Annotated in this window: 17 protein-coding genes; 5 read left to right on the forward strand and 12 right to left on the reverse strand. The window is 41.8% G+C overall.

Going from position 1 to position 20,644, the window contains the following annotated elements; all coding sequences use genetic code 11:
• Together Q8W26_RS09370 and Q8W26_RS09375 are read left to right on the forward strand one after the other, a co-directional pair.
• On the forward strand, window positions 1-275 hold a 275-nt coding region (locus Q8W26_RS09370), incomplete at its 5' end, for an integrase core domain-containing protein (RefSeq protein ID WP_305473178.1).
• Between the two features lie 363 nt (window positions 276-638).
• Window positions 639-1,544, forward strand: coding sequence for an SDR family oxidoreductase (locus Q8W26_RS09375; RefSeq protein ID WP_305473180.1), 906 nt, complete (start codon window positions 639-641; stop codon window positions 1,542-1,544).
• A gap of 38 nt (window positions 1,545-1,582) precedes the next feature.
• On the opposite strand, the gene Q8W26_RS09380 is transcribed toward Q8W26_RS09375, so the two are convergent.
• The 4 genes from Q8W26_RS09380 to Q8W26_RS09395 all read right to left on the reverse strand — a co-directional run bounded on the left by Q8W26_RS09380 (window position 1,583) and on the right by Q8W26_RS09395 (window position 6,120).
• Window positions 1,583-2,482: a LysR substrate-binding domain-containing protein gene (locus Q8W26_RS09380; RefSeq protein ID WP_101215451.1), complete on the reverse strand. Its 900-nt coding sequence runs from the start codon at window positions 2,480-2,482 to the stop codon at window positions 1,583-1,585.
• A gap of 316 nt (window positions 2,483-2,798) precedes the next feature.
• Window positions 2,799-3,239, reverse strand: coding sequence for a MerC domain-containing protein (locus tag Q8W26_RS09385; protein ID WP_101215452.1), 441 nt, complete (start codon window positions 3,237-3,239; stop codon window positions 2,799-2,801).
• Between the two features lie 17 nt (window positions 3,240-3,256).
• Window positions 3,257-3,937: a DUF1826 domain-containing protein gene (locus Q8W26_RS09390; RefSeq protein ID WP_101215453.1), complete on the reverse strand. Its 681-nt coding sequence runs from the start codon at window positions 3,935-3,937 to the stop codon at window positions 3,257-3,259.
• A gap of 398 nt (window positions 3,938-4,335) precedes the next feature.
• A complete protein-coding gene (locus Q8W26_RS09395; protein ID WP_101215454.1) occupies window positions 4,336-6,120 on the reverse strand; it encodes a hypothetical protein in 1,785 nt (594 codons plus the stop codon).
• Window positions 6,121-6,531: 411 nt separating this feature from the next.
• On the opposite strand from Q8W26_RS09395, the gene Q8W26_RS09400 reads away from it, so the two are divergent.
• The 3 genes from Q8W26_RS09400 to cydB all read left to right on the forward strand — a co-directional run bounded on the left by Q8W26_RS09400 (window position 6,532) and on the right by cydB (window position 9,503).
• Window positions 6,532-7,080: a GbsR/MarR family transcriptional regulator gene (locus Q8W26_RS09400; protein ID WP_101215455.1), complete on the forward strand. Its 549-nt coding sequence runs from the start codon at window positions 6,532-6,534 to the stop codon at window positions 7,078-7,080.
• A 70-nt stretch (window positions 7,081-7,150) separates the two neighbouring features.
• Window positions 7,151-8,509 carry a cytochrome ubiquinol oxidase subunit I gene (locus tag Q8W26_RS09405; RefSeq protein WP_101215456.1) on the forward strand — a complete coding sequence of 453 codons (1,359 nt, stop codon included), beginning with the start codon at window positions 7,151-7,153 and terminating at the stop codon, window positions 8,507-8,509.
• Window positions 8,502-9,503 carry a cytochrome d ubiquinol oxidase subunit II gene (gene cydB / locus Q8W26_RS09410; protein WP_101215457.1) on the forward strand — a complete coding sequence of 334 codons (1,002 nt, stop codon included), beginning with the start codon at window positions 8,502-8,504 and terminating at the stop codon, window positions 9,501-9,503. The genes Q8W26_RS09405 and cydB overlap by 8 nt, the downstream gene beginning before the upstream one ends.
• A gap of 95 nt (window positions 9,504-9,598) precedes the next feature.
• Here the strand turns inward: cydB and folM are convergent, their stop codons facing one another.
• From folM to Q8W26_RS09450, 8 genes are all read right to left on the reverse strand, one after another.
• Window positions 9,599-10,333, reverse strand: a complete 735-nt coding sequence (gene folM, locus Q8W26_RS09415; protein ID WP_101215458.1) for a dihydromonapterin reductase — start codon at window positions 10,331-10,333, stop codon at window positions 9,599-9,601.
• Complete coding sequence (gene folE / locus Q8W26_RS09420; RefSeq protein ID WP_101215459.1) at window positions 10,330-10,968, reverse strand: GTP cyclohydrolase I FolE; 639 nt, start codon at window positions 10,966-10,968, stop codon at window positions 10,330-10,332. The genes folM and folE overlap by 4 nt, the downstream gene beginning before the upstream one ends.
• On the reverse strand, window positions 10,965-11,342 hold the full coding sequence (folX, locus tag Q8W26_RS09425; protein WP_101215460.1) for a dihydroneopterin triphosphate 2'-epimerase: 378 nt from the start codon (window positions 11,340-11,342) through the stop codon (window positions 10,965-10,967). The genes folE and folX overlap by 4 nt, the downstream gene beginning before the upstream one ends.
• Before the next feature lie 196 nt (window positions 11,343-11,538).
• The gene (locus Q8W26_RS09430) at window positions 11,539-14,676 is read right to left on the reverse strand and encodes an efflux RND transporter permease subunit (protein ID WP_101215461.1); all 3,138 of its coding nucleotides are present in this window, start codon (window positions 14,674-14,676) and stop codon (window positions 11,539-11,541) included.
• Complete coding sequence (locus tag Q8W26_RS09435; protein WP_101215462.1) at window positions 14,676-15,743, reverse strand: efflux RND transporter periplasmic adaptor subunit; 1,068 nt, start codon at window positions 15,741-15,743, stop codon at window positions 14,676-14,678. Before Q8W26_RS09435 ends, Q8W26_RS09430 begins: the two co-directional genes overlap by 1 nt.
• A gap of 269 nt (window positions 15,744-16,012) precedes the next feature.
• Window positions 16,013-17,362 carry a serine hydrolase gene (locus Q8W26_RS09440; RefSeq protein ID WP_101215463.1) on the reverse strand — a complete coding sequence of 450 codons (1,350 nt, stop codon included), beginning with the start codon at window positions 17,360-17,362 and terminating at the stop codon, window positions 16,013-16,015.
• A gap of 389 nt (window positions 17,363-17,751) precedes the next feature.
• A complete protein-coding gene (locus Q8W26_RS09445; RefSeq protein WP_305473223.1) occupies window positions 17,752-18,525 on the reverse strand; it encodes an efflux RND transporter permease subunit in 774 nt (257 codons plus the stop codon).
• Window positions 18,501-20,531 carry a winged helix-turn-helix domain-containing protein gene (locus tag Q8W26_RS09450; RefSeq protein WP_101215465.1) on the reverse strand — a complete coding sequence of 677 codons (2,031 nt, stop codon included), beginning with the start codon at window positions 20,529-20,531 and terminating at the stop codon, window positions 18,501-18,503. Before Q8W26_RS09450 ends, Q8W26_RS09445 begins: the two co-directional genes overlap by 25 nt.
• Window positions 20,532-20,644 lie beyond the last annotated feature (113 nt).

A 20,644-nucleotide genomic window follows, 5' to 3' on the forward strand; every position in this document is an offset into this window, starting at 1 on the left:
TGGCTGATTGGGCTGAGAGCAATCAGATAACTTTAGTCTTTATTCAGCCTGGTAATCCACAACAGAATGCTTATATCGAGCGCTTTAATCGCACGGTAAGATATGACTGGTTAAGTCATTATATCTATGAAGATATTGAACAATTACAAGACAGAGCCACTCAGTGGTTATGGACTTATAATAATGAACGACCTAATATGGGGATTGGTGGAATAACCCCCATTCAGAAAAGAAGATTAACTAATAATTTAAATTCTACGACCGAACTCCATTAATAATGGGGTGATTACCCCCCCACCAAAAGCCATGCCGGTCTAAGTCAAACACCCAAATAATGTCAGGCGATAAATTAAATCCTGATAACTCATTAATTGAACTAATACTAGGTAAGTGATCTACAGCTACGTCTTGATACAAAGTGAAACCTCGATGGAGAAACTAACCAAAGTATTTTTACACGAAATTAGATGGAAAGTTAGGTAGCAAGTCAATAAATTAGAGAGTTAGCATTAATTCAAATATATTGAACTCAACAGTCAAAATGTTCCGTTATTGTTTGTGAACACTTCACTCTATTATATTTCCATCGCATGAAAGTGCATCAATCACAGTGGTTCTTAACCGTTAAGGGTTTAAACATGATCAAGAAACTTTGGAGAAAAATGATGAACAATGACACTATCTTAATTATTGGCGCAGCGGGTAATAATGGCGTTGCAACCATCGAAGCATTAACGAATAAACAAAACACCAACAGTACTATCCGAGCAGCCGTTCGTAGCGTGGAGAAAGCAAACCAGTTAAAACAAAAATTCCCATCCATTGAAACGGTACTAATTGACCTAGATAAACCAGACACATTAACAGAAGCGTATAGCGGTGTTACTAAAGTATTTATGATCCCGGGCAATATTGAAGATCGTGAAGGTCATGCTAAAAATGCCATTGACGCTGCTGTTAAGGCCAATACGGTTAAGCAGTTTTTATTCTATTCTGTGTTTGGTGCTGAATATGAGTCTATTCTATTTTCTCGCCAGTTTAGAGCGGGTGAAAAATACTTGGAGCAATCAGGTCTAAATTATACTCATCTACGCACTATCTTTTTCCAAGAAAACTTCTTTGGCTGGGCTGATGGGATCAAGCAAGGTGGATTATACTTTGGCGTGCGTGACGGTCGCTTTGCACCACTTAACGTTGCAGATATCGGTGAAATGGCAGCAAACATCTTAACCACATCAGGTCATGACAATAAGGCGTATAACATAACCGGACCAGAGCTATTAAGCGGTGCTGACATGGCTAAAGTTTTTACTAATGTTACAGGCAAAGAGGTCGCTTACGTTTCACCGACTACGGAACAAACGCTGGATTCATTGCTATCAACAGGCTGGGCAGAGTGGCAAGCACAAGGCATGTTAGAATTATTTGAAGTATTTGCAACGGATCAAGCAGCTATTATAAGCCCGGACGGTGAGAAGCTTTTAGGCCGACCTCTAACCACACTGCAAGAGTTTGTTACTAATAATAAAGCGGCATTTATTTAATCGCCCGATATAATAGTGAGCCGACCCATTAGGCTCACTTAAAGCAACTCACCTTTCATCTCTTGGACTTTATCCACAAACCAAGCTAGTGCTTTACCTTCATTTCCTTTACGCCAAGCCATCGATACATTTGTTAGCCTGCTTTCACTTTCAGCCAATGTGAGTACAACCAATTCTCCACTCGCTAACAGCGTTTTAATTCTATGAAGTGGCAATGAACCAACACCTAAACCAAGAAGGTGCGCTTCAATCTTTTTCTCGACACTGGGCACCGTAAGACGAGACTGCCCATCCAATAATCCTACCGATCTAGCAGGCAAATTCCTTGAACTATCAGCAACTACTACCGAGGGGAATGCCTTTATCGACTCATTGGATAATGGCTGAGGAGCTTGAGTCAATGGGTGATTTTTTGACACTGTAAAAACGAAATCTGTTTGCCCCAAACCGACAATGGAAAACCCCTTGCTATATGGCTCCCCTGTTGCCCCTATCACCAAATCACAATTGTCAGCATTGAGCGCATCCCAAGTTCCGCCAAAAACCTCTTCCGTGACTTTAATATTAATCCATGGATGAAGTTGTTGAAACTCAGCAATTAATCTATAAATAGGCTCAAATAGCAAAATACTATCGATGCAAATACGAAGCTCTAGCTCCCAACCATTCGCCGATTGTTTTGCCATGTGCGTGAGTTCATCTGTGGCCTTTAAAATTTCACGCCCTTGTTCAACTAAGGTTTGGCCGATGGCAGTTAACTCGGCTTTACGCTTACTTCGATCAAAAATCGCGACACCTAAGTCGTCTTCTAATTTATTCACCGTATAAGAAATGGCAGACGGTACTTTAAATAACTCGTCGGCCGCAGCTGCAAAGCTTTTCTTACGTTCAATCGCATCAAGCACTTTAAGCGCATCAAGAGTAATCGGAGAAACCATTTGATCAATTATTTTGAACTATAAGTTCAAAACCTTCCGTTTTAGTTCAATAATCCTATTAATATAATAACTTCCACAGTCAAAAACAACGAACTCACTGGGATAGCATCACGAAAAACAAGCTGACATCAATTGCGCTGAAGGGTCATGCACTTTGGAGGTTACCCATCATAAAGTGAGAGAGACTCACTTACGCTATTTGTGCCAGCCAAACTTACACTTTATTTAAAGGGCAATCATACGTATTTTGTGATGATTGAAATGAAAACTCTTATTAGCAGTTTAACGTTCCTCAAAGCAGTCTTAAATCAACTTATTACTTTGAATCAAAAGCAGAGGTAAGATGCTCACTCGAGCTTTCAGAGCAACTAGCCCCTCGATGTTTTTGGCACTGACGAAAGTTCCCCCAGTGAGCAGCGATAACAATACCTGCACCTAACACCGTCAACGCCTTCTCTCCGGCTTCACCAGCAATATCATGACCAAATACCGCAGCTAGGATCAACGTTAATAAGCCACAGGTACCCACCGTCAACAACTGATAGCGTTTGTGTTTATTACACCCATTGATTAATGCATAAATACTGATTGGCGTAACTGCGATCAATAACCATATGTGTACCGCTTCATTATGTAGCTGTAACGCTTCTAAACTCGGTAATAACAGCAATAACACAGGTAAGGCTAAACAATGAACAACGCACAGCGCTGATAAACTGATCGATAACTTATCTGTGATTTCTTGTCCTTTTCTCACTAATCTATTCCTTTTGATTATTCAGCGATGAAGTCGAGCGTTACAATCAAACGGCGCTCACCATTGATTAACGTAGGTGAACGATGAACTAGTCCAGCTCCTTCATGGTCATCCCATAACTCGCCTTTCATTAGCGCGACATCACCATGGTTAAGCTGCATCACTTTACTTTCATCTGAAAACAACCCCGAGGTTTCATCTGACATACCAGCATTACCAGTCCCTAACTTAGTGCGATCAACTTCATGATGCTCCAGCCACTGCGTCCCCACCCCAGAATATGTTGTAATGAGGCGACAAGGTATTCGGTCGACATGAAAGCGAGGACACATTGCACGATCGAGTTCAGTCAGTCTTAAGCCTGCTCGTTTTAGTCCAAACAATGCGCAAAACATCTCAACCAATAACGCGACATCTTCACTCAGTGCTTCAACAGCTTCAGTTGCGCCAAAGGCTTTACAAAGTTCATCTCGAGTATTTTCAGGTGTGACAGCCAAGACTGTCTTTTTACGCGTCGTTGAGCGAATAAATTCATCAACAGCAACAGTTAGCTCACTGGAAAATGTGCGCTGCCATATCGCGATATTTGTTTCTTCTTGATAAATTTCGGTAAGCACTTCAGGGCTATCGCCCGTCACCGGACGGCGGGTTAACTCTTTTAAAGGTTCATTTTCAAGCATCGCTGCAACTGCACTCATACTACTATCTCTCTATATATAAACGGCTCACTACCGACACTTTGGTAAACGCCATAACCATTATGTTATAACATAACAACCCCATTCGCTAGTCACTTATACTGCTGAGCATGGATTGATTAGATAATAGAAACGATATCAGTGCTTATCGGCTAAAAGGCTGACCCAATCAACTCTTCATTTAAAGGGGAAATTTGTGGTGAGCAATCACACGATACATAGATAGATGAAGCTAATTAACGATGATATATTACTGAAGTAAACCGCTAACATCGATAACGGCATCAAGGATTTAAACTTGAGTTGTGTTTTCGGTTAGATAAAAGTTTGTTACCCTTACGTAATATCACACAGCATCAGTAAATTCGATGCTATGTGATAAAGTTACCAAGCAAAAGTTAGGCTTCAGACCCGCTTTGCTCTTGCTTTTTCTCTTTCTCTTTCTCTTTTTCTTGCTCTTTCAAAGCAGCTAGCAGTGCTTCATATTCTTTTTGCATCTCAGCAATATTAATATCTAACTCAAGTTTCCATGTCTTGCCTAAGTCATTGGTGCTAACAATCTCGCCTTGGTCACAGAGGAAAAATAGCATCGAGCCTTGAGAAAGGTTAGGAAGCATAGAATAGCAACCTTCCTTCACCTTACCATGCTCCTTCCAATAGTATTTTTTATTAGTTTTTGTCTTATCTTTACTAATAAGTATTAGGTCTTTATTCGACTTATCTCGACTACGCCCCAAAGAAACAATGGTATTTCCGTCTAGCACCACAGGTAAGCTTGCATCAGGTTTACGATCGCCCCATGTTTTTAACTTTCGGCTCAAACTTAACCATGTATCACCGTCATCAAAACTGACAGTTTGCTTTCCAATACCGTCCCACTGACTAACTTCAAGGCCCACTAATGTCCCATCCTTAAGTTGCAGCATGCTCGCCAATGACTCTGATTTAGATTTTTTCCATGTATTGGTGATCGTGTCAAAATCAAACTTTTCATTATCGTTGATTATCCGTAATACATTATTTCCGGTAACAACAGGGTAAAGCCCACCATTTTGGACAAAGAACCCTGAACGTTCCTTACGCTTAAATGTACCGACTTTTTGCCAATTAGTTCTTATATCCTTCACATCATAAACAAAATAGTTTTGACGCGAACTTGTTAACGCATAAATCGAGTTACCAATCTTACCAAACCACATAACAGCTTCTTTAGCCGATATTGGAGAAAGTTCCTGCCAGTGCTTACTACTATCGTTTTTGATAAATATAGCGCCTAGCTCACTGCCCACTATTAACATATCGTCTATACGTAGCGCAGATGAAAGGCGGCTATTAGTTGGAACATCGTGATGTTCCCACTGTTGGTTTTCATCCAATAACTTCAACTGACCAAACTTTGCGAGTAATGCTTTAGAAAGGCCACCACTAATATGAGCGGTTTGATCTGCATACGCATTTTCACGGGATAATTGACTCAATTGCGAGCGGAAATCCCCAAGATCATCTTGCTGCCAAGTAATAATGCTAGAAAGATCGAGTTTTTTAGCTAACTTAGGGTAATGTGTCGTAACAAAACTTTGTAAACTTTTTTTGCTAGGCATACGCGTAACATAGGCTTTTTGTTCAGAACGATTATTCCAAAATGATGGCTCTTTAATACTTAATAACGGCTGAAAAACAACAGTACCTAAATCAGAAAGGTTATTTTGTTTTACATTAAACTTACCCGCAGAGATGTTCACTGGCATAGTGATCCATGAACTCATATTGCCATCGGTATAAAAGCTATGGAGTGAACCAATAATATACTCGCCTGCTGGCATACTCCCTACAAAGACCTGGCTATCGATGACTCCTTCTGACAAGGCTCTTAATGAATAAATATCGTGTTTCCACTCCACTTTATCTTCGTAAAAATTTCTTCCTTTACTTTTAGCATGCGCTTTAGCTTTATCTATCGCCGCTTGCTTTAATTGCTCAGCGTTATCTAAACGAAAAGCGATTACCTCAGTCCATCGAGGGTGTAGTGGGGCAAGCTGATTGGTATTACTAACGACTTTAACAGCCACAACACCATGCTCTTGAGGTAACTCACTACCAACAACCATACGAGTCGATTTGATAGTACTAGCACAACCACTAAGCATCACTAACGCTAATATGATTAACATCACTCTTTGCATTTTTTATCCTTGTTGAATATTACTTACTTCCATTAGCAGCTAAAGCGACGAACATAAAATTCGCTATAACCAATTTCGGCATACTTTAAATCAAACCAATACCGTTAATCAACTTCAATTGTTTATGCGTATAATTAGTAAGTTAATATTCTAAAATCCGGCACAATCAAGTCCGACATAAGAGTAATATCTATCTTAGTTTGCTCGGGATAATGCAGTTATCCAAAACAGAAACCGATCCTCCAATTTGCTTCAGTCAGCACCTCTTCGAGCCTCCACGCCTTCGCTCAACATCCATCTTTAAAATGCAAGGTAAAAATACCAAATTAAATAATTTAAATATTTTTATTGATCAAAATCAATTTCGGCGTATAGTTTCAGAAATTACTGAAACTTCAGAAAGGTCGAATTATGATTATGACAGCAAAAATAGAGTCCTTCGTCATGCACTGTGGCGAAATGGGCAGTCGTTGGGGGTTTAACCGCACCGTAGGCCAAATGTACGGTTTACTTATTATTCACGAACAAGCACTAAGTGCCGTTGAAATTGCCGAAGCCCTCAACATTTCACGCGGCAATGTCAGCATGGGCATAAAAGAGCTGCAATCATGGCGCCTAGTTTCGGTGCATCATAAACCCAAAGACCGCAAAGAGTATTATTCGCCTGCTGGCAGTATTTGGGAAATGGCAACTCGTGTTTTCGAAGAACGTCGTAAGCGTGAAGTCGACCCAACCTTAAGCCTATTGCGCGACAATTTGTTAGACGAGCCGACTAACGATAAAGAAGTTTATGCCCACCAGCAGATGCATGAGATCCACGACTTACTTGAGACAGTAACTCATTGGGCTGGCGAACTACAATCGATGAATCCAGACAATCTAACCACACTCATGAAGCTTGGTGCCGGTGTCAGTAAAGTCATCGACATGAAGTCCAAATTACTGAGTAACAACAAATAAAGTGTCTATTAGTTAACATGTCAAGGGCTGTGGTTATTGGTGTATCACCCCCCCCCTCAAAGGTATAGTTATGTTAGAAACATTAATGCTCTCCAGAATACAGTTTGCAGCGAATATTAGCTTTCATATTTTATTCCCTACTATTACCATCGCCCTAAGCTGGTTTTTAGTTTATTTTAAAATCAGATTCGACCAAACCCAACACCCGGTTTGGATGCGAGCCTATCGCTTCTGGGTCAAAATATTTGCGCTGACTTTTGCTATTGGCGTTGTTACGGGCATCACTATGTCATTCCAGTTCGGCACTAATTGGCCCGGATTTATGGAGAAAGTGGGGAACATTGCGGGTCCATTATTAGGTTATGAAGTACTGACCGCCTTTTTCTTAGAGGCCTCTTTTCTAGGGATCATGCTATTTGGAATTAAGCGTGTTCCCCCTAAAATTCATACCTTATCCACGATTATCGTCGCTATAGGCACTAGTCTGTCAGCTTTTTGGATATTGGCGCTGAACTCTTGGATGCAAACCCCTACAGGGTTTGAAATGCGCGATGGTGTTGCCTTTCCCGTTGATTGGTTAGACATTATCTTTAACCCTTCATTTCCCTATCGGTTAAGCCACATGTTAATTGCTTCCGGTCTCACCGCTGCGTTTTTAATTGCCGGAGTCAGTGCTTATCGCTTACTTAAAGGCGACGACAAACGCGCACCGAAGCTAACACTAAAAATAAGTCTAACTGTCGCGATGTTACTCACACCATTACAAGCATTCGTTGGTGATTTACATGGTTTAAACACCCTAGAGCATCAGCCACAAAAAATTGCTGCGATGGAAGGTGTCTGGCATACCGAGAAATCCGCTCCATTATTACTGTTTGCTATCGTCGATGAAGAGAAGAGAACCAACCATTTTGAACTGGGTTTACCGGGCATAGCGAGTTTAATTTTAACCCATGACATCAATGGCGAAATAAAAGGGCTCAACGAGTTTGAAGGTAATCACCCGCCCGTGGCTCCAGTATTTTACGCATTTAGGATCATGATTGGTATCGGGGTATTGATGCTGCTTATTTCATGGCTCGCGGGTATCAAGTTATGGCGTCAAAAGACCTTATCACCTTGGCTGTTAAAAGCGATTGTTGCCATGACGTTTTCAGGCTGGATAGCCACACTGGCCGGTTGGTATGTCACCGAAATAGGCCGCCAACCTTGGCTAGTCACTGGCGTTTTAACCGTCAAAGAAGCCGCTACAGATATTGCGGCGGGCAATGTCGCGTTTTCTCTTGCCCTTTACCTGATCATTTATGTCATTGTAATGGCGGCTTACTTACATACTTTATTCACCATGGCTAAACGTGCCATCGAGATTGAAGATTTTGATGCCGAGCCAACAGCCGCAACTAACACACAGGAGCTCCATCATGTTTGAACAAACTACTCTCGCCGTTGTTTTCGTTGGTTTAATGGGGCTTTCGGTGCTGTTATATGCCATTCTAGATGGTTATGACCTAGGCGTTGGAATGTTATTGCCACTGAAAAATGATAGCGAATGTGATTCGATGATTGCTTCTATCGGCCCTTTTTGGGATGCAAACGAAACATGGCTAGTCATGGCGGTAGGTTTATTACTTATAGCTTTCCCATTAGCACACAGCATTGTGTTCAAAGCACTTTATCTACCAACCTTATTACTGTTAATTAGTTTAATTATGCGTGGAATAGCGTTCGACTTCAGAGTTAAAGCGCCATTTAGCCATAAGCCGACATGGAATTTAATGTTTAAGCTAGGTTCTTTACTGGCTGCACTCAGCCAGGGGTATATGCTCGGTATGTACATTATGGGCTTTGAGCAGTCTGTCGCCGCTGTACTATTTAGCCTACTCAGTGCCCTTGGCGTTACCGCTGCTTATTGTTTGATTGGCGCGGCATGGTTAGTGATGAAAACGGAACATACCTTACAACGAAAGGCAATAAACTGGACTAAAAAGTCACTCATCGGCTGCTTTATTGGTGTGGTAGCGGTTTCATTCATTAACCCATTGGTGAATCCAGATGTATTTAAGACGTGGCTGAGTAATGACAATGCATGGCTGATCTTACCCTTGCCTATTTTATGCTTTGCACTCTTTGTGATTGGGTTTAGGAAAATAAAACAGCTGAGTGAGTTAACACACGATGACCATTGTTGGCAGCCGTTTGTCATTACAGTCGCTATTTTTACCTTATGTTTTTCGGGGTTAGCGATTAGTTTCTTCCCGTATATCGTGCCCGGGCAGTTGACCATTTGGCAGGCAGTAGCAGCGCCAGAAGCGCTTAACTTCATCCTCTGGGGCGCAATCATCGTTATTCCTACAATCATTGGTTACACCATCTTTTCCTATCGGGTCTTTTGGGGGAAAGTGACAGAATTGACTTACTACTAACTCCAGAGCTTACTTAGTAGCAGCCCTTGCTCCCCCTTAGCTCGAAGGGGGAGCAAGGCTCATGTTTTAAGTGAATGGTGACATTTTTTAACTTATTACTTTAAATGACGACCACCATCTAACTGCATATTTCTTCCAGTCATATACTCGCTAGATAGAATGAATTCAATCGCTCGAATAATCTCTTCGTAACCAGCTTCTTTAGCCAAGAGTGCCTTGTTAATCGCCTTAGCTTTGTAAGCGTTATCATCATGTTCATTAAACTTGATTAACGCAGGAGAAATAGAATTTACCTTTACCTCTGGGGCTAGCAGTGCTGAAAACGATAACGTTAAACTGTTCATCGCCGTCTTACTGGCTGCGTACGCAATATGCTTTTTACTGCCTTTTTCAGCAACATAATCACTTAAATGGATGATATCAGCGAAGTTCCCCGCCTCATTATGGGTATTTTTTAATAGTCCCTGACAGGCCAAGTTAATTTGATAAGGGATGCTGGCATGAATAGTCATCATCTTTAGCATAACCTGCGCAGAACTATACTCCGATGAACTGTCATGAGAGTTATCCGGCAGCCAGTCTGACGCATTATGAATAATGGCTCGAAGCGAACTATATTGATGCTTAATCAACGCGACAAACTCATCAACTTGCGCCTGCTGGTAAAAATCGACTTGATATAAGTCTGCAGCTTGGCTTTTCAACCCATCAAGTGCTGGATATGTCGTCCGGTACGTACCCACAACATGATAGCCTTGCGCCAAAAAATGTGTTGCTAAAGCAAGTCCTAATCGTTTACCAATACCAGTTATTAGTATCGTTTGACTCACCTTAGAAACTCAGCGCGGGTTTGTGGATTGGTTTTAAATATGCCACCCAATGCCGTGGTTGAGGTGGTAGAATTTACATCCATGACCCCACGTGACTTAACACAATAATGGGTGGCATTAATTGATACGGCAACATTGTCGGTCTCAGTGAGCGTTTGCACAGCCACTAAGATTTGTTGAGTTAACCGTTCTTGTACCTGTGGTCGTTGTGCAAAAAAACGCACTAAACGATTAATTTTAGACAAGCCAAGGATTTTATCCTTTGGAATATAAGCCACTTGCGCTAATCCATCAATCGTCACAAAATGATGCTCACAGGTTGAGGTTAGGCTGATATCAGACACCTTAACCATTTCATCAACCGCCATTTTATTTTCGATGACACTGATTGACGGGAAATTATCATAGTTCAAGCCAGAGAATATTTCGTGAACATACATTTTAGCAATACGATGAGGAGTTTCGGCTAAGCTATCATCATTAAGATCAAGCCCTAGGGTACTAACCACTTCGGTCATTAAGCCTTTAATTCGACTATACTTCTCTTCTGGTGACATGCCAGTTGTTATTAGTGGCGTTTCAAGTCCCCTTTCAATTAATATATCGCGTACGCGTTTTGCTTCATCGTTTATCATGCTCTATCTCCTGATTCAGCTTGGTAACACAACGTTAAGGAAACAGAATCTGCAAACCTTAATGCGTGAGGTTTATCAATGGTCACTTTTGCAAAATTGACCGATGGATGATCGGCGCACAAGCCTAAAACATCACTGGTTAATCGTTCTAGCAATAAAAAGTTACCATTCTCAACATGGCTGATTATCGCCTTACATATCATTTTATAATTTAAGGCATTTTCCACACTATCATTTAAACACATTTGATTGACTGGATAGTGAACTTCAGCATTGATAATAATATCTTGCTGCTTGCTTTTTTCTTCTTCATTAAAGCCAATAAAAGTTCTTAGTCGCAAATTCGTGATGGTGATAATGGCATTGTTATTCATAGTCCAACCTGTTTTCTTATTTTTCTTAACTATATACGCACAAAGATACTTTTGGGTTCAAAATAAAGTTTAACAGCTCAATAAACAAACACTTCCTAAGCTATCAAGCGCTACCAATACGCTAAAGGCACCGTATCAACGGTGCCTTTTTACGTGACCAGCCTTATTACTAGACGGCTGAAACTGCCAACTATGACTAATGCGAGCGTTGCTCCTTTTGTATATCGCGCATAACACTCACCAGTAAGGCTGGCAAAAATGTTAGCGTGAGCAATGTCGAGACTAAGATGCCACATAGCACGATAATACCAACCCCGCGATATAACTCCGTACCATCACCAGGGATAAAGACCAACGGTGCGAGGCCAAAGATAGTAGTGGCTGTTGACATTAAGATAGGCATCAAACGTTTTTCCACCGCCGCTTTAACCGCATCGCTCACTCGTGCGCCCCGCTCCATCATATTTCGACGAGTTTGATCGACAATGAGTATCGGGTTATTGACCACTGTGCCTAGCAGAATTAAAAAGCCTAACATGGTAATCATATCAAACGGTTGATGGAAAGGAGCCATCCCTAAGTGACTCAATAAACTATTCAAGCCATTGACTCCAACCAACCCTAATAAACCGCCAGCCATGCCTAACGGTACCGTAGCTAAGATAAACAGTGGATAGCGCCAATGGGTAAAGATAGCTACCAGTAGTAAATAACTCAGTACGATAGAAATCACGAAGTTATTTGACAAAGACTCTTTAGTCGCTTCTAACTGATCGGCAGCACCACTGATTGAGACGTTAATCCCTTGTGCAATTCTCCCTTGTTGCCACAGCGTCGGTAATAGCTCGGTGCGAACTAAGTGCTCTGCGGTTTCTAAAGCCGTTTCACGCGGAGGAATGATATAAACGGTCACGGTGCGGTTACCATCAACGCGGCGTAGACTGTTGCTGCTTTTTGTAACATTAAGGTCTGTTAACGCATTTAAAGGCATGACCTTGCCTGACGGCGTTAATATCGCTGCCGTGGCCAGTTGGTCAATACTTTGCTTATTTCCCGCATTACTAAACATAAAGATATCGACTTTATCATCACCTAAGATAAACTCATCAACATAAGCCCCATCGCTCAGCGCCGAAATGGCATAACCAAGCTCACGACTATCTAACCCCAACTCAGCTAAACGAGCCCAACGTGGCTTAATCTCAATAATAGGTTGATTAAGGCTAAGTGAACGGGGCTCGGAGTTTATTTGAGGGTTATCAAACACTTTTTCGGCTTGAGCATAGACTGCTTCTGCCGCTTGATATAATTCAACGATATTTGGACCCGCAATATCAATGGCTACAGCTCGTGTACCGCCATCGTTACTAGAAATAATCGAGCCGCGTGAAGAAAACGCGCGCATTTGATCATAACTTCTAAATTTAGCCGTGATTGCATCCATCATTACTTGAATGTGCTGATGCTCAACAGGCGCGCTTAGCAGCCAGATTCGCCCAGCAGAAACTGACATCGAATAATATGCTAATGGCGGTAAGTCCGTTTTCTTTTGTTCAAAATCAGTTGGTTCAGCTTGGACATGCTTATCAAAATAGTCGCGTAGCTCTTGCCCAATCACTTTCATCTCACTGAGGTTATAGCCTGGTGGGGCGATCATCATCGAGAATGCTTTTGGCTCTTCCCCTTCCGGTAAATACTCTGCCGCTGGCATCAATAGATAGGCAGCACTCATAATCACTACAGAAAATGACACAACCGTGGTTATCGCTCGTTGTTTCCCCTTAATAAAGAAGTTAACAAAAGATAACCAAGCTGAAGACAGCTGAATTTGCTGTGTGTAGCTAACTTGTGAACCTGAGATGTGCGCTAGTGCCACTGGCACGACAAAGATAGCCACCAGCATCGATGCGATAATTGCCGCAGAAATTGCAATGGCAATATCAGAATATAGCTGCCCTGCTTCTTGCTGAACAAATAAAATAGGTGCAAACACTAACACCGTGGTCGCAGTTGAAGCGAGCACTGCTGGCCAAACTTCTGTAACCCCCTCAACAGACGCTTTAAATTTGTCTAACCCGCGCTGCTTCGCCTGCATAATACTTTCAAGCACCACTATCGAGTTATCCACGGTCATGCCAATAGCAAACGCGACCCCAGCTAATGAGATCACATTAATGGTACGGTCAAACAGCATCAAGCCTAAGAATGCGGCAATGGTACACATTGGGATTCCTAAAATCCCAATAACGGTTGCCCGAGAAGACCGCAAGAAAAAATACATCACTAGGGTCGCTAAAAGCGCCCCTAGTGCAAGGTTAAACCATACGTTGCCAAGCGAGCTCTTCACATACTTAACATCATCGCTGGTTAGCTTCAGCTCTAACCCGTTATGCTGCAATAAGTCCTGATTAATCTGTTCAACGATTTCCAACATGCTCTCTTTGATCGCAAGAACATTGGACCCGTTTTCACGTCGCACTGACAAACTGAGTGTTCGTTCACCATCTAAATATGACAGCCCCCTTGTCTCAAAATGATCAAGCTCAACCACAGCGACATCTTTCAATCGAATATTCGCATCACCTTGACGCATGATAATGAGATCTTCAAGCTCGTTTAACTGCTCAAAACGTCCGACCATCCGGATCAGATAACGCTCTTTGCCACTTTCAATATCACCCGCCGATGCATCTTTATTCCGATTGCGAACGGCAGCCCGCACCTGACTTAGACTGATACCTCGTTGTGCTAAACGTGATGGGTCTACTTTAATTTGGATCTGCCTAGCCGCGCCGCCACTAACTCCAACTTCTGATACACCAGCAACACTCTCCATTCTTGGGCGGATATAATCTTCGGCATAATCACGAATTAAATCGACATCCAGTTGTAACGGGTTACCGGATAAAGGTTTTAATGCAAAGTACATAAATGCATTACTGGAGAAAGAACTCGCGAACAACCGAGGCTGGTCGACATTTTCTGGGTAATTAGGCACTTGGCTCAGCGCATTATTGACATTAATTAAAGCATCACTGACATCAACGCCAAAAGGAAATTCCAGCTCGATGGTCGCGCGCCCCATATCGGCATAAGACATCATGCGTTGTAAATTGGGCAAGCTCCGCAAGTAACGCTCTTGTTCGATCAGTATTTCTTTCTCAATATCTTGAGGGGTTGCTCCCGACCAGCCCGTCCTCACGGTAATCGAGCGCACTTCTAAATCAGGAATCATTTGAACAGGTATTTTCAGTGCAGCAACCACACCTAAAATACAAATAATTGAGACAATAACCGCAACTAATGTGCCGTTTTTCATCACCGCTTTGAACATTAGTTTGTACCTTTTTCTGTGACTACATCAACTGTCATGCCATCAGTTAGCAGTTCATTACCAGACACAATAACAGCCATTTGGCTTGATAGCCCTTGGACAACGACGGAATCAGTCAAACGCTCGATGACAGTTACTTTCTGTCTTAAAACAGTATTACCTCGCACACCAAATACACTAAAGCTACCATCAGGGTGACGTTTAAGAGCACTCAATGGTAATGAAACAGGCAACTGTCCCTGATAATTTAAAGAAAAGCGAGCTCTCGCTGACATCCCTGGCATAAATAAGCTATTTTTAGGCAAGTCGATACGAGCCTTAACTGTACGACTAATATCATTAGAAACGGCGACCACTTGGGATAATACTAAAGAAAAGATTTTATTAGGGTTAATATCGGATCTCACTTCAACTTTTAACTCAGCTTCTCGTTGCATTAAAGCAACATACTCCTGAGGCACATCAACGATTAAGCGTAAAGACTCATTAGACACTAACTGTAAAATATTAGCTTGTGGTGATACCCACTCACCTACATCGACATTACGTTGAGCAATAATGCCGGCGAATGGTGCTTTGAGTTGATGACGCGATAAGATCTCTTGCTGTAGCGCTAGTTCAGCTTCGGCTTCTGCTAAAAGAGCCTGCTGATTAGCTAAAGATGCCTTACGCTCTGCTAACGCCGTATTAGCGATAACTTCTTTTTTGGCTAACTCAACGGTTTCTGCATATAGACGTTGCGACTCTTGGGTCTGGACTTTCGCTGATTGTAATGATGCTTGTGATTGCGCCAGCCTTATCCGTGCTAGCTTATTATCGAGCGTTAATAATAGTTGTCCTTGCCTTACCTGATCACCAGCTTCAACTAATAATGTCTTAACAACACCTTGCTCAAGAGTGGCTAGGTGGGCGTCCTGTGCTGCTGAGATGGTGCCACTTAATTCAAGTGCTTTAGCCATCGGCTGTTGTTCAGGATAAATAACTTTCACTTGAGTGGTCGCAGCAACGACAGTACTGTGCACACTCAAGCACATTAAAATAATAAAACTAGAAACAATAGAACGCATAACAGCCTCAAATGATAATAATTATTAGTATTATCTACGATTCATTGTTGATGTCTACTTTTATAGTTAAGAATAAAAAGGAATAAAGGCTTGTCTGATATATCTCTACTTTATATCGGTTTTAAATACTTGTGAGATCAGCTACTAACCTATGATTCAGCGTAAGTAGCGCCAATGACTTTGGCACACCGTAATCACTCACCGTATCTTTAAAACTGACTTGTGCGATTATGATGTGCCAATAACAACCTTTTCTGTCAGTTTAATTGCTAGATATCAACTTTCTGAAGTGGTGGCTGTTTACCTCGATATATATCAACGGGGGTAAGCGCTGCTTTTCCATTATTCACATTAAACTGAAAGTAATTCTCGGTGCATTCATAAGAAAACGAATTATCTTCACGAAGAATTAGTGCGCGTTTTTTTCCACCATCCACACGCGAAAATAAAGCATCGTTCTCTGGGAAGATCACCATCTTCTTGTGATCCTGAGTTAAATAGGTGCCAGTTAACTCCTTGGAATACTCTGCAATGTTAACGTCGTTTATAGGACGTGGAGAGAGTTGAATTTTCCGAGCGATCATATCTAACAAAACCTGTCCAGGGTGAACGGTATCATTATTACTAAACGCCACCCCATAAAGGTCACTTTCAGGAAAGTGAATAGACCATGTCATAAAGCCAGGAACCCAGCCTTGGTGGCTTATTGAGTGCTGGTCACGGATCGGATAAATATCAAAGCCGAAGCCATAGTTTATTTCTTCACCGGAGTTTAACTTAGCTTTAGTTGTCATTCGTTTAAAGTTTTTGACTGATACAACCTGTCCTGTTGTTATCGCTCTATGCCAACGACTCATATCCTCAAGCGTAGACGCGATAGCGCCAGAGGCATGTATCCAGCTTCGGTCTACTTTCATAGGTTTAATAAACTGGTTAGCGCCCCCCTTTGCTTCACTGTAGCCTGTGACCTGACCCGACGAGAAACCTTTTTCAATCACAAAAGAGCTATTCATTTGTAGCGGGGAAAAGATATATTTTTTCATATGATCGGCGAATGACATTCCCGATACCACTTCGATGACCTTGCCCAATAATACATAGCCGGTGTTTGAGTATTGGTAATGCTCACCTTGCGTATTAGCGACAGGCATTTGGCTGATTGTCGTAATCACTTGCTCAAGTGAAGCGCTGCTGTCCCATTCAGCTCGAATAGCAGCGTCCGAGTTGTAATTCGGTAAGCCAGAGGTATGGCTTAACACGCTTTCGATCGTCACCGACGAGTATGCAGCAGGAAGACTAGGAATAAATTCACCAAGTGTACTCTGCAAAGAAAGTTTATCGCGTTCGATAAGTTGCAATACCGCTGCCGCAGTAAATTGTTTACTGGCCGATCCAATTTGAAACACTTGAGCCGTTTCTAATGACTGACGCGTCTCTATATTCGCCAGACCAATAGCATCGCTGAAAACAAGCTTGTTGGATTGTTCAAGCCACACCGCAACCCCAGGTTTATCAGCATCAGCATGACATTGCAGCATTTCCTGATAATCATTTTTTTCTTGTGCGAAAACACTGCTAACAAATAAACAACTACCGCCAAATATTATTCTTTTAATCATTCAATAAACACTCCAAAACAGAAACTATATACAACCAACAGCAAAAGTTGCTGCCTGAAATTACAATCGTAATCCATACAACATTAAATTACAAATGTAATCCACAAAGCGATATTTGGTTAACATGGCCACATCCCTGCACCCTAGTCAGTTTGAAACTCATCGGTTAATGAACAATATGGCGGTGCATGCGCATGAGTGGATTAACGCAAATCCACGACAAAGAGACAGCTGGTGTGGGTATGGCAGTATGAAGGCCAGCCTCAGCGGCCAAAGGATTTGAGTCTAAATAAAAGGGTTCGATTTAGCTTAATGACCGAGAAGAGAAGCGCTAAATCAATCATATAAAAAATAAAAAGCGGCATAAATGCCGCTTTAAATATTGCCGTTTATGAACCCGTTCGCAACTTGCTAACTAACGCTTCATCCCCTTCAATACCGTGGGGGGTTATCGGCTCTACCTGACGATAATGACGTCCTTTGGTGATCTTATCCCCGATAATTAACAGACAAGGGGTTAAAAATAACGTTAATAAGGTCGCAAAACTTAGCCCACCGGCAATGGCGCTAGATAGCTGAGTCCACCACTGAGTTGACGGTGCACCAAAGCTGATATGACGCCCAAGCAAATCGATATTCATCGCCAATACCATCGGCATTAAACCAAGTACGGTCGTCACCGCCGTTAGCAATACCGGACGTAAACGCAGGCTACCCGTGATGAGCGCAGCATTGTAGGGCGAATGTCCCTTACGGCGTAAGTCATTATAGCTATCAATTAAGACAATATTATTGTTAACCACAATGCCCGCTAGCGCGATAATACCGACACCCACCATAACTATACCAAAGGTTTGTCCGGTTACGAGCAAGCCAAGTAACACACCAGCAGTAGAGAATAAAATAGCAGATAATACTAACGTCGCTTGGTAAAAACTATTAAATTGAGTGACCAAAATAAGCGCCATTAAGAAGATGGCAATAAAGAACGCCGACCCAAGAAATGCACCAGTTTCTTCTTGCTGCTCCTGCTCACCTTTAAACTTAAACCTGATATCCATCGGGAACTGCTCTGCTTTAAGCTTTTCACCCATTTGAATCACTAAGTCATTTAACAGATAGCTCGGTGCAGGCTCTGCTACTGAACAATAGTAGATTGATATAACCGAGACTTATCAGGATGAACACGATCGTAGATGGCCACCCAGTTGCCTTTATACTTTACAATCTGCGTCACAAAGGCCCGAGCAGGAAGCGTTTCTAACGTTTCATAACTCGCCGTTGCAATATCATATTTGGTTAACACCGGTAAACCATCATTAGCTGCGATATAATACAACGCACCGTTATCAACAACCGCCTGAAGCGGGCTTAATCGCTGAGCACTGTTCAGTGTTGAAGATAGCTGCTCTATTTCCCCTCCAGCGCTTTTGCGCATTAAACGCTTCTCCTGCGTATCGATATAATACAAGTCACCCGTTTCACTATCTTCATGTAACATAAACCCCGCAGAAACGAGTACAGGCTCGCTAAGTTGTTTCTCAATTGAGTATTTAAAGATATGGTAATTCTTGCGTTCATAAGCACTGTAATACAGATGCTGATTATCAGACGACCATGACAATAATTGAACTTCTCCGGGGAGCTCAACAGACTGAATCGGCAATTGATTGTTCAAATCAACTATATGTATTTGTGACTTCGATTTAAGCGGTGACACAAACGCAAGCGTGCTACTGTCTTTTGATAAAATCGGCCGCTTTATCACATTTGTATTTAACGCTGTTAACTTGCGGCTACCTAATTGGTCGGTTTGCCATAACTCATAACTACCAGAGCGGTTCGACACATAAAACAGCCTATTATTAACATTATCCCAAATTGTATTCATATCGATCATGCTACTGTTCATTCTGGCAAGTAGTTCAATCTTATGAGTAGAGTAAGAGTCAATATTTCTTTTTACTGAACTAGCAATCCAGCGGTTGCCATCACCTTGAGCATTCACGGATAAAATAAACTCTCCAATGGCTGATGATGATAACAACCTGGTGCTTTGCTGTATTAAATCCACGGCCCAAATACCTGTACCACCGGCTTTCCTCCCCGCAACAAGTATTCGGTGATTGTCTATTTCGGCATAACCGAAGATTCGATTAAATGCACTGATCGTATGGAGTAGCTTCTTTTGTGCTAGATGCCACTGATAAATTTTAGGGTTCTCATTTTTATTGGCAGAAATGAAAAACAAAGATTGTCCATCATTACTAAAACTTGGTTTACTCACTCGACGGTCTGGTAACTCGATGATCTCAAGTTCTTGTTGTGTTTTTAAATTATACAGTTGCAGATAGCGCCCTTTCTTCGTTGCAAATTCCATCACAAGCCTTTGATTAATTTTATCAATAGCGACTTGAATCAGCCTTTTTGGGGTGCGGTGAAGTACCTGTTGTTTATTCGCAGCTAAGTTCTTTTCAACGATTTCGCAACGCTTATCAGTACACCGAATATATAGAATGCTCGTTTCAGATAGCCATTGCGGTGACCTTATCGGTAGCTTTGACTCAACTAAGACCGACTTGTGCAGCGTGTTTAGGTCGATTGTTTTTAATAACCAAAAGTCATTTTGCTGGCGAACATAAATAACGCGCGATTTATCGGGGGATAACTGGTTATCAAAGATACGTTCGGCTGAATCTTCCAACAAGAGAGTCTCGATGTTGTGTTGATTACCTTGCGGTGCCTTATTTTCAGCCGATGACATTAAGCTCGCAGTGAACCAAACCACAGCACATACAATGATCATTAAGCTGATGGGTAACAGCACACTTTTAGCGACTTTTTTTGGTATTAACTCAATGACCTCATAGTCATGAACAAAGCTATAGCCTTTGCGTGGGATGGTTTCGATGAATTGCGGTTGTTTAGGATCATCATCAAAGTGTTTTCTCAGCTCAAAAACAGCCCGTGTGATAACCTCATCACCGACCACTTGCTCAGGCCATAATGATTGAATAATTTGCTCTCGACTAAGCACTTGTCCTTTATGCAAAATGAGATGTACTAACACCTGCATAATTTTAGGTTCAAGGCGAATTTCTTGGCTATTTGTTATTATTTTATTGTGCTGTGGTAGCACTTCAACGCTGCCAACACGAAATTTATTCAATTTACATCCCTTCTATAAAATACTGATTTAATTATACAAATAAAACCATAATCAATACATTAGCGCTGCATCATTGTAAGCGAGTCTGAGTTAATTTACAAAAAACTACCTTT

Source organism: Psychrobium sp. 1_MG-2023 (assembly GCF_030689115.1).
Taxonomy (GTDB): Bacteria; Pseudomonadota; Gammaproteobacteria; order Enterobacterales; family Psychrobiaceae; genus Psychrobium.

Bases quoted from the DNA above. Each gene is read 5' to 3' on its own strand.
- Q8W26_RS09375 (WP_305473180.1), top strand. From the start codon at position 639: ATGATCAAGAAACTTTGGAGAAAAATGATGAACAATGACACTATCTTA.
- Q8W26_RS09380 (WP_101215451.1), bottom strand. From the start codon at position 2,482: ATGGTTTCTCCGATTACTCTTGATGCGCTTAAAGTGCTTGATGCGATT.
- Q8W26_RS09390 (WP_101215453.1), bottom strand. From the start codon at position 3,937: ATGAGTGCAGTTGCAGCGATGCTTGAAAATGAACCTTTAAAAGAGTTA.
- Q8W26_RS09395 (WP_101215454.1), bottom strand. From the start codon at position 6,120: ATGCAAAGAGTGATGTTAATCATATTAGCGTTAGTGATGCTTAGTGGT.
- Q8W26_RS09400 (WP_101215455.1), top strand. From the start codon at position 6,532: ATGATTATGACAGCAAAAATAGAGTCCTTCGTCATGCACTGTGGCGAA.
- Q8W26_RS09405 (WP_101215456.1), top strand. From the start codon at position 7,151: ATGTTAGAAACATTAATGCTCTCCAGAATACAGTTTGCAGCGAATATT.
- cydB (WP_101215457.1), top strand. From the start codon at position 8,502: ATGTTTGAACAAACTACTCTCGCCGTTGTTTTCGTTGGTTTAATGGGG.
- folE (WP_101215459.1), bottom strand. From the start codon at position 10,968: ATGATAAACGATGAAGCAAAACGCGTACGCGATATATTAATTGAAAGG.
- folX (WP_101215460.1), bottom strand. From the start codon at position 11,342: ATGAATAACAATGCCATTATCACCATCACGAATTTGCGACTAAGAACT.
- Q8W26_RS09430 (WP_101215461.1), bottom strand. From the start codon at position 14,676: ATGTTCAAAGCGGTGATGAAAAACGGCACATTAGTTGCGGTTATTGTC.
- Q8W26_RS09435 (WP_101215462.1), bottom strand. From the start codon at position 15,743: ATGCGTTCTATTGTTTCTAGTTTTATTATTTTAATGTGCTTGAGTGTG.
- Q8W26_RS09440 (WP_101215463.1), bottom strand. From the start codon at position 17,362: ATGATTAAAAGAATAATATTTGGCGGTAGTTGTTTATTTGTTAGCAGT.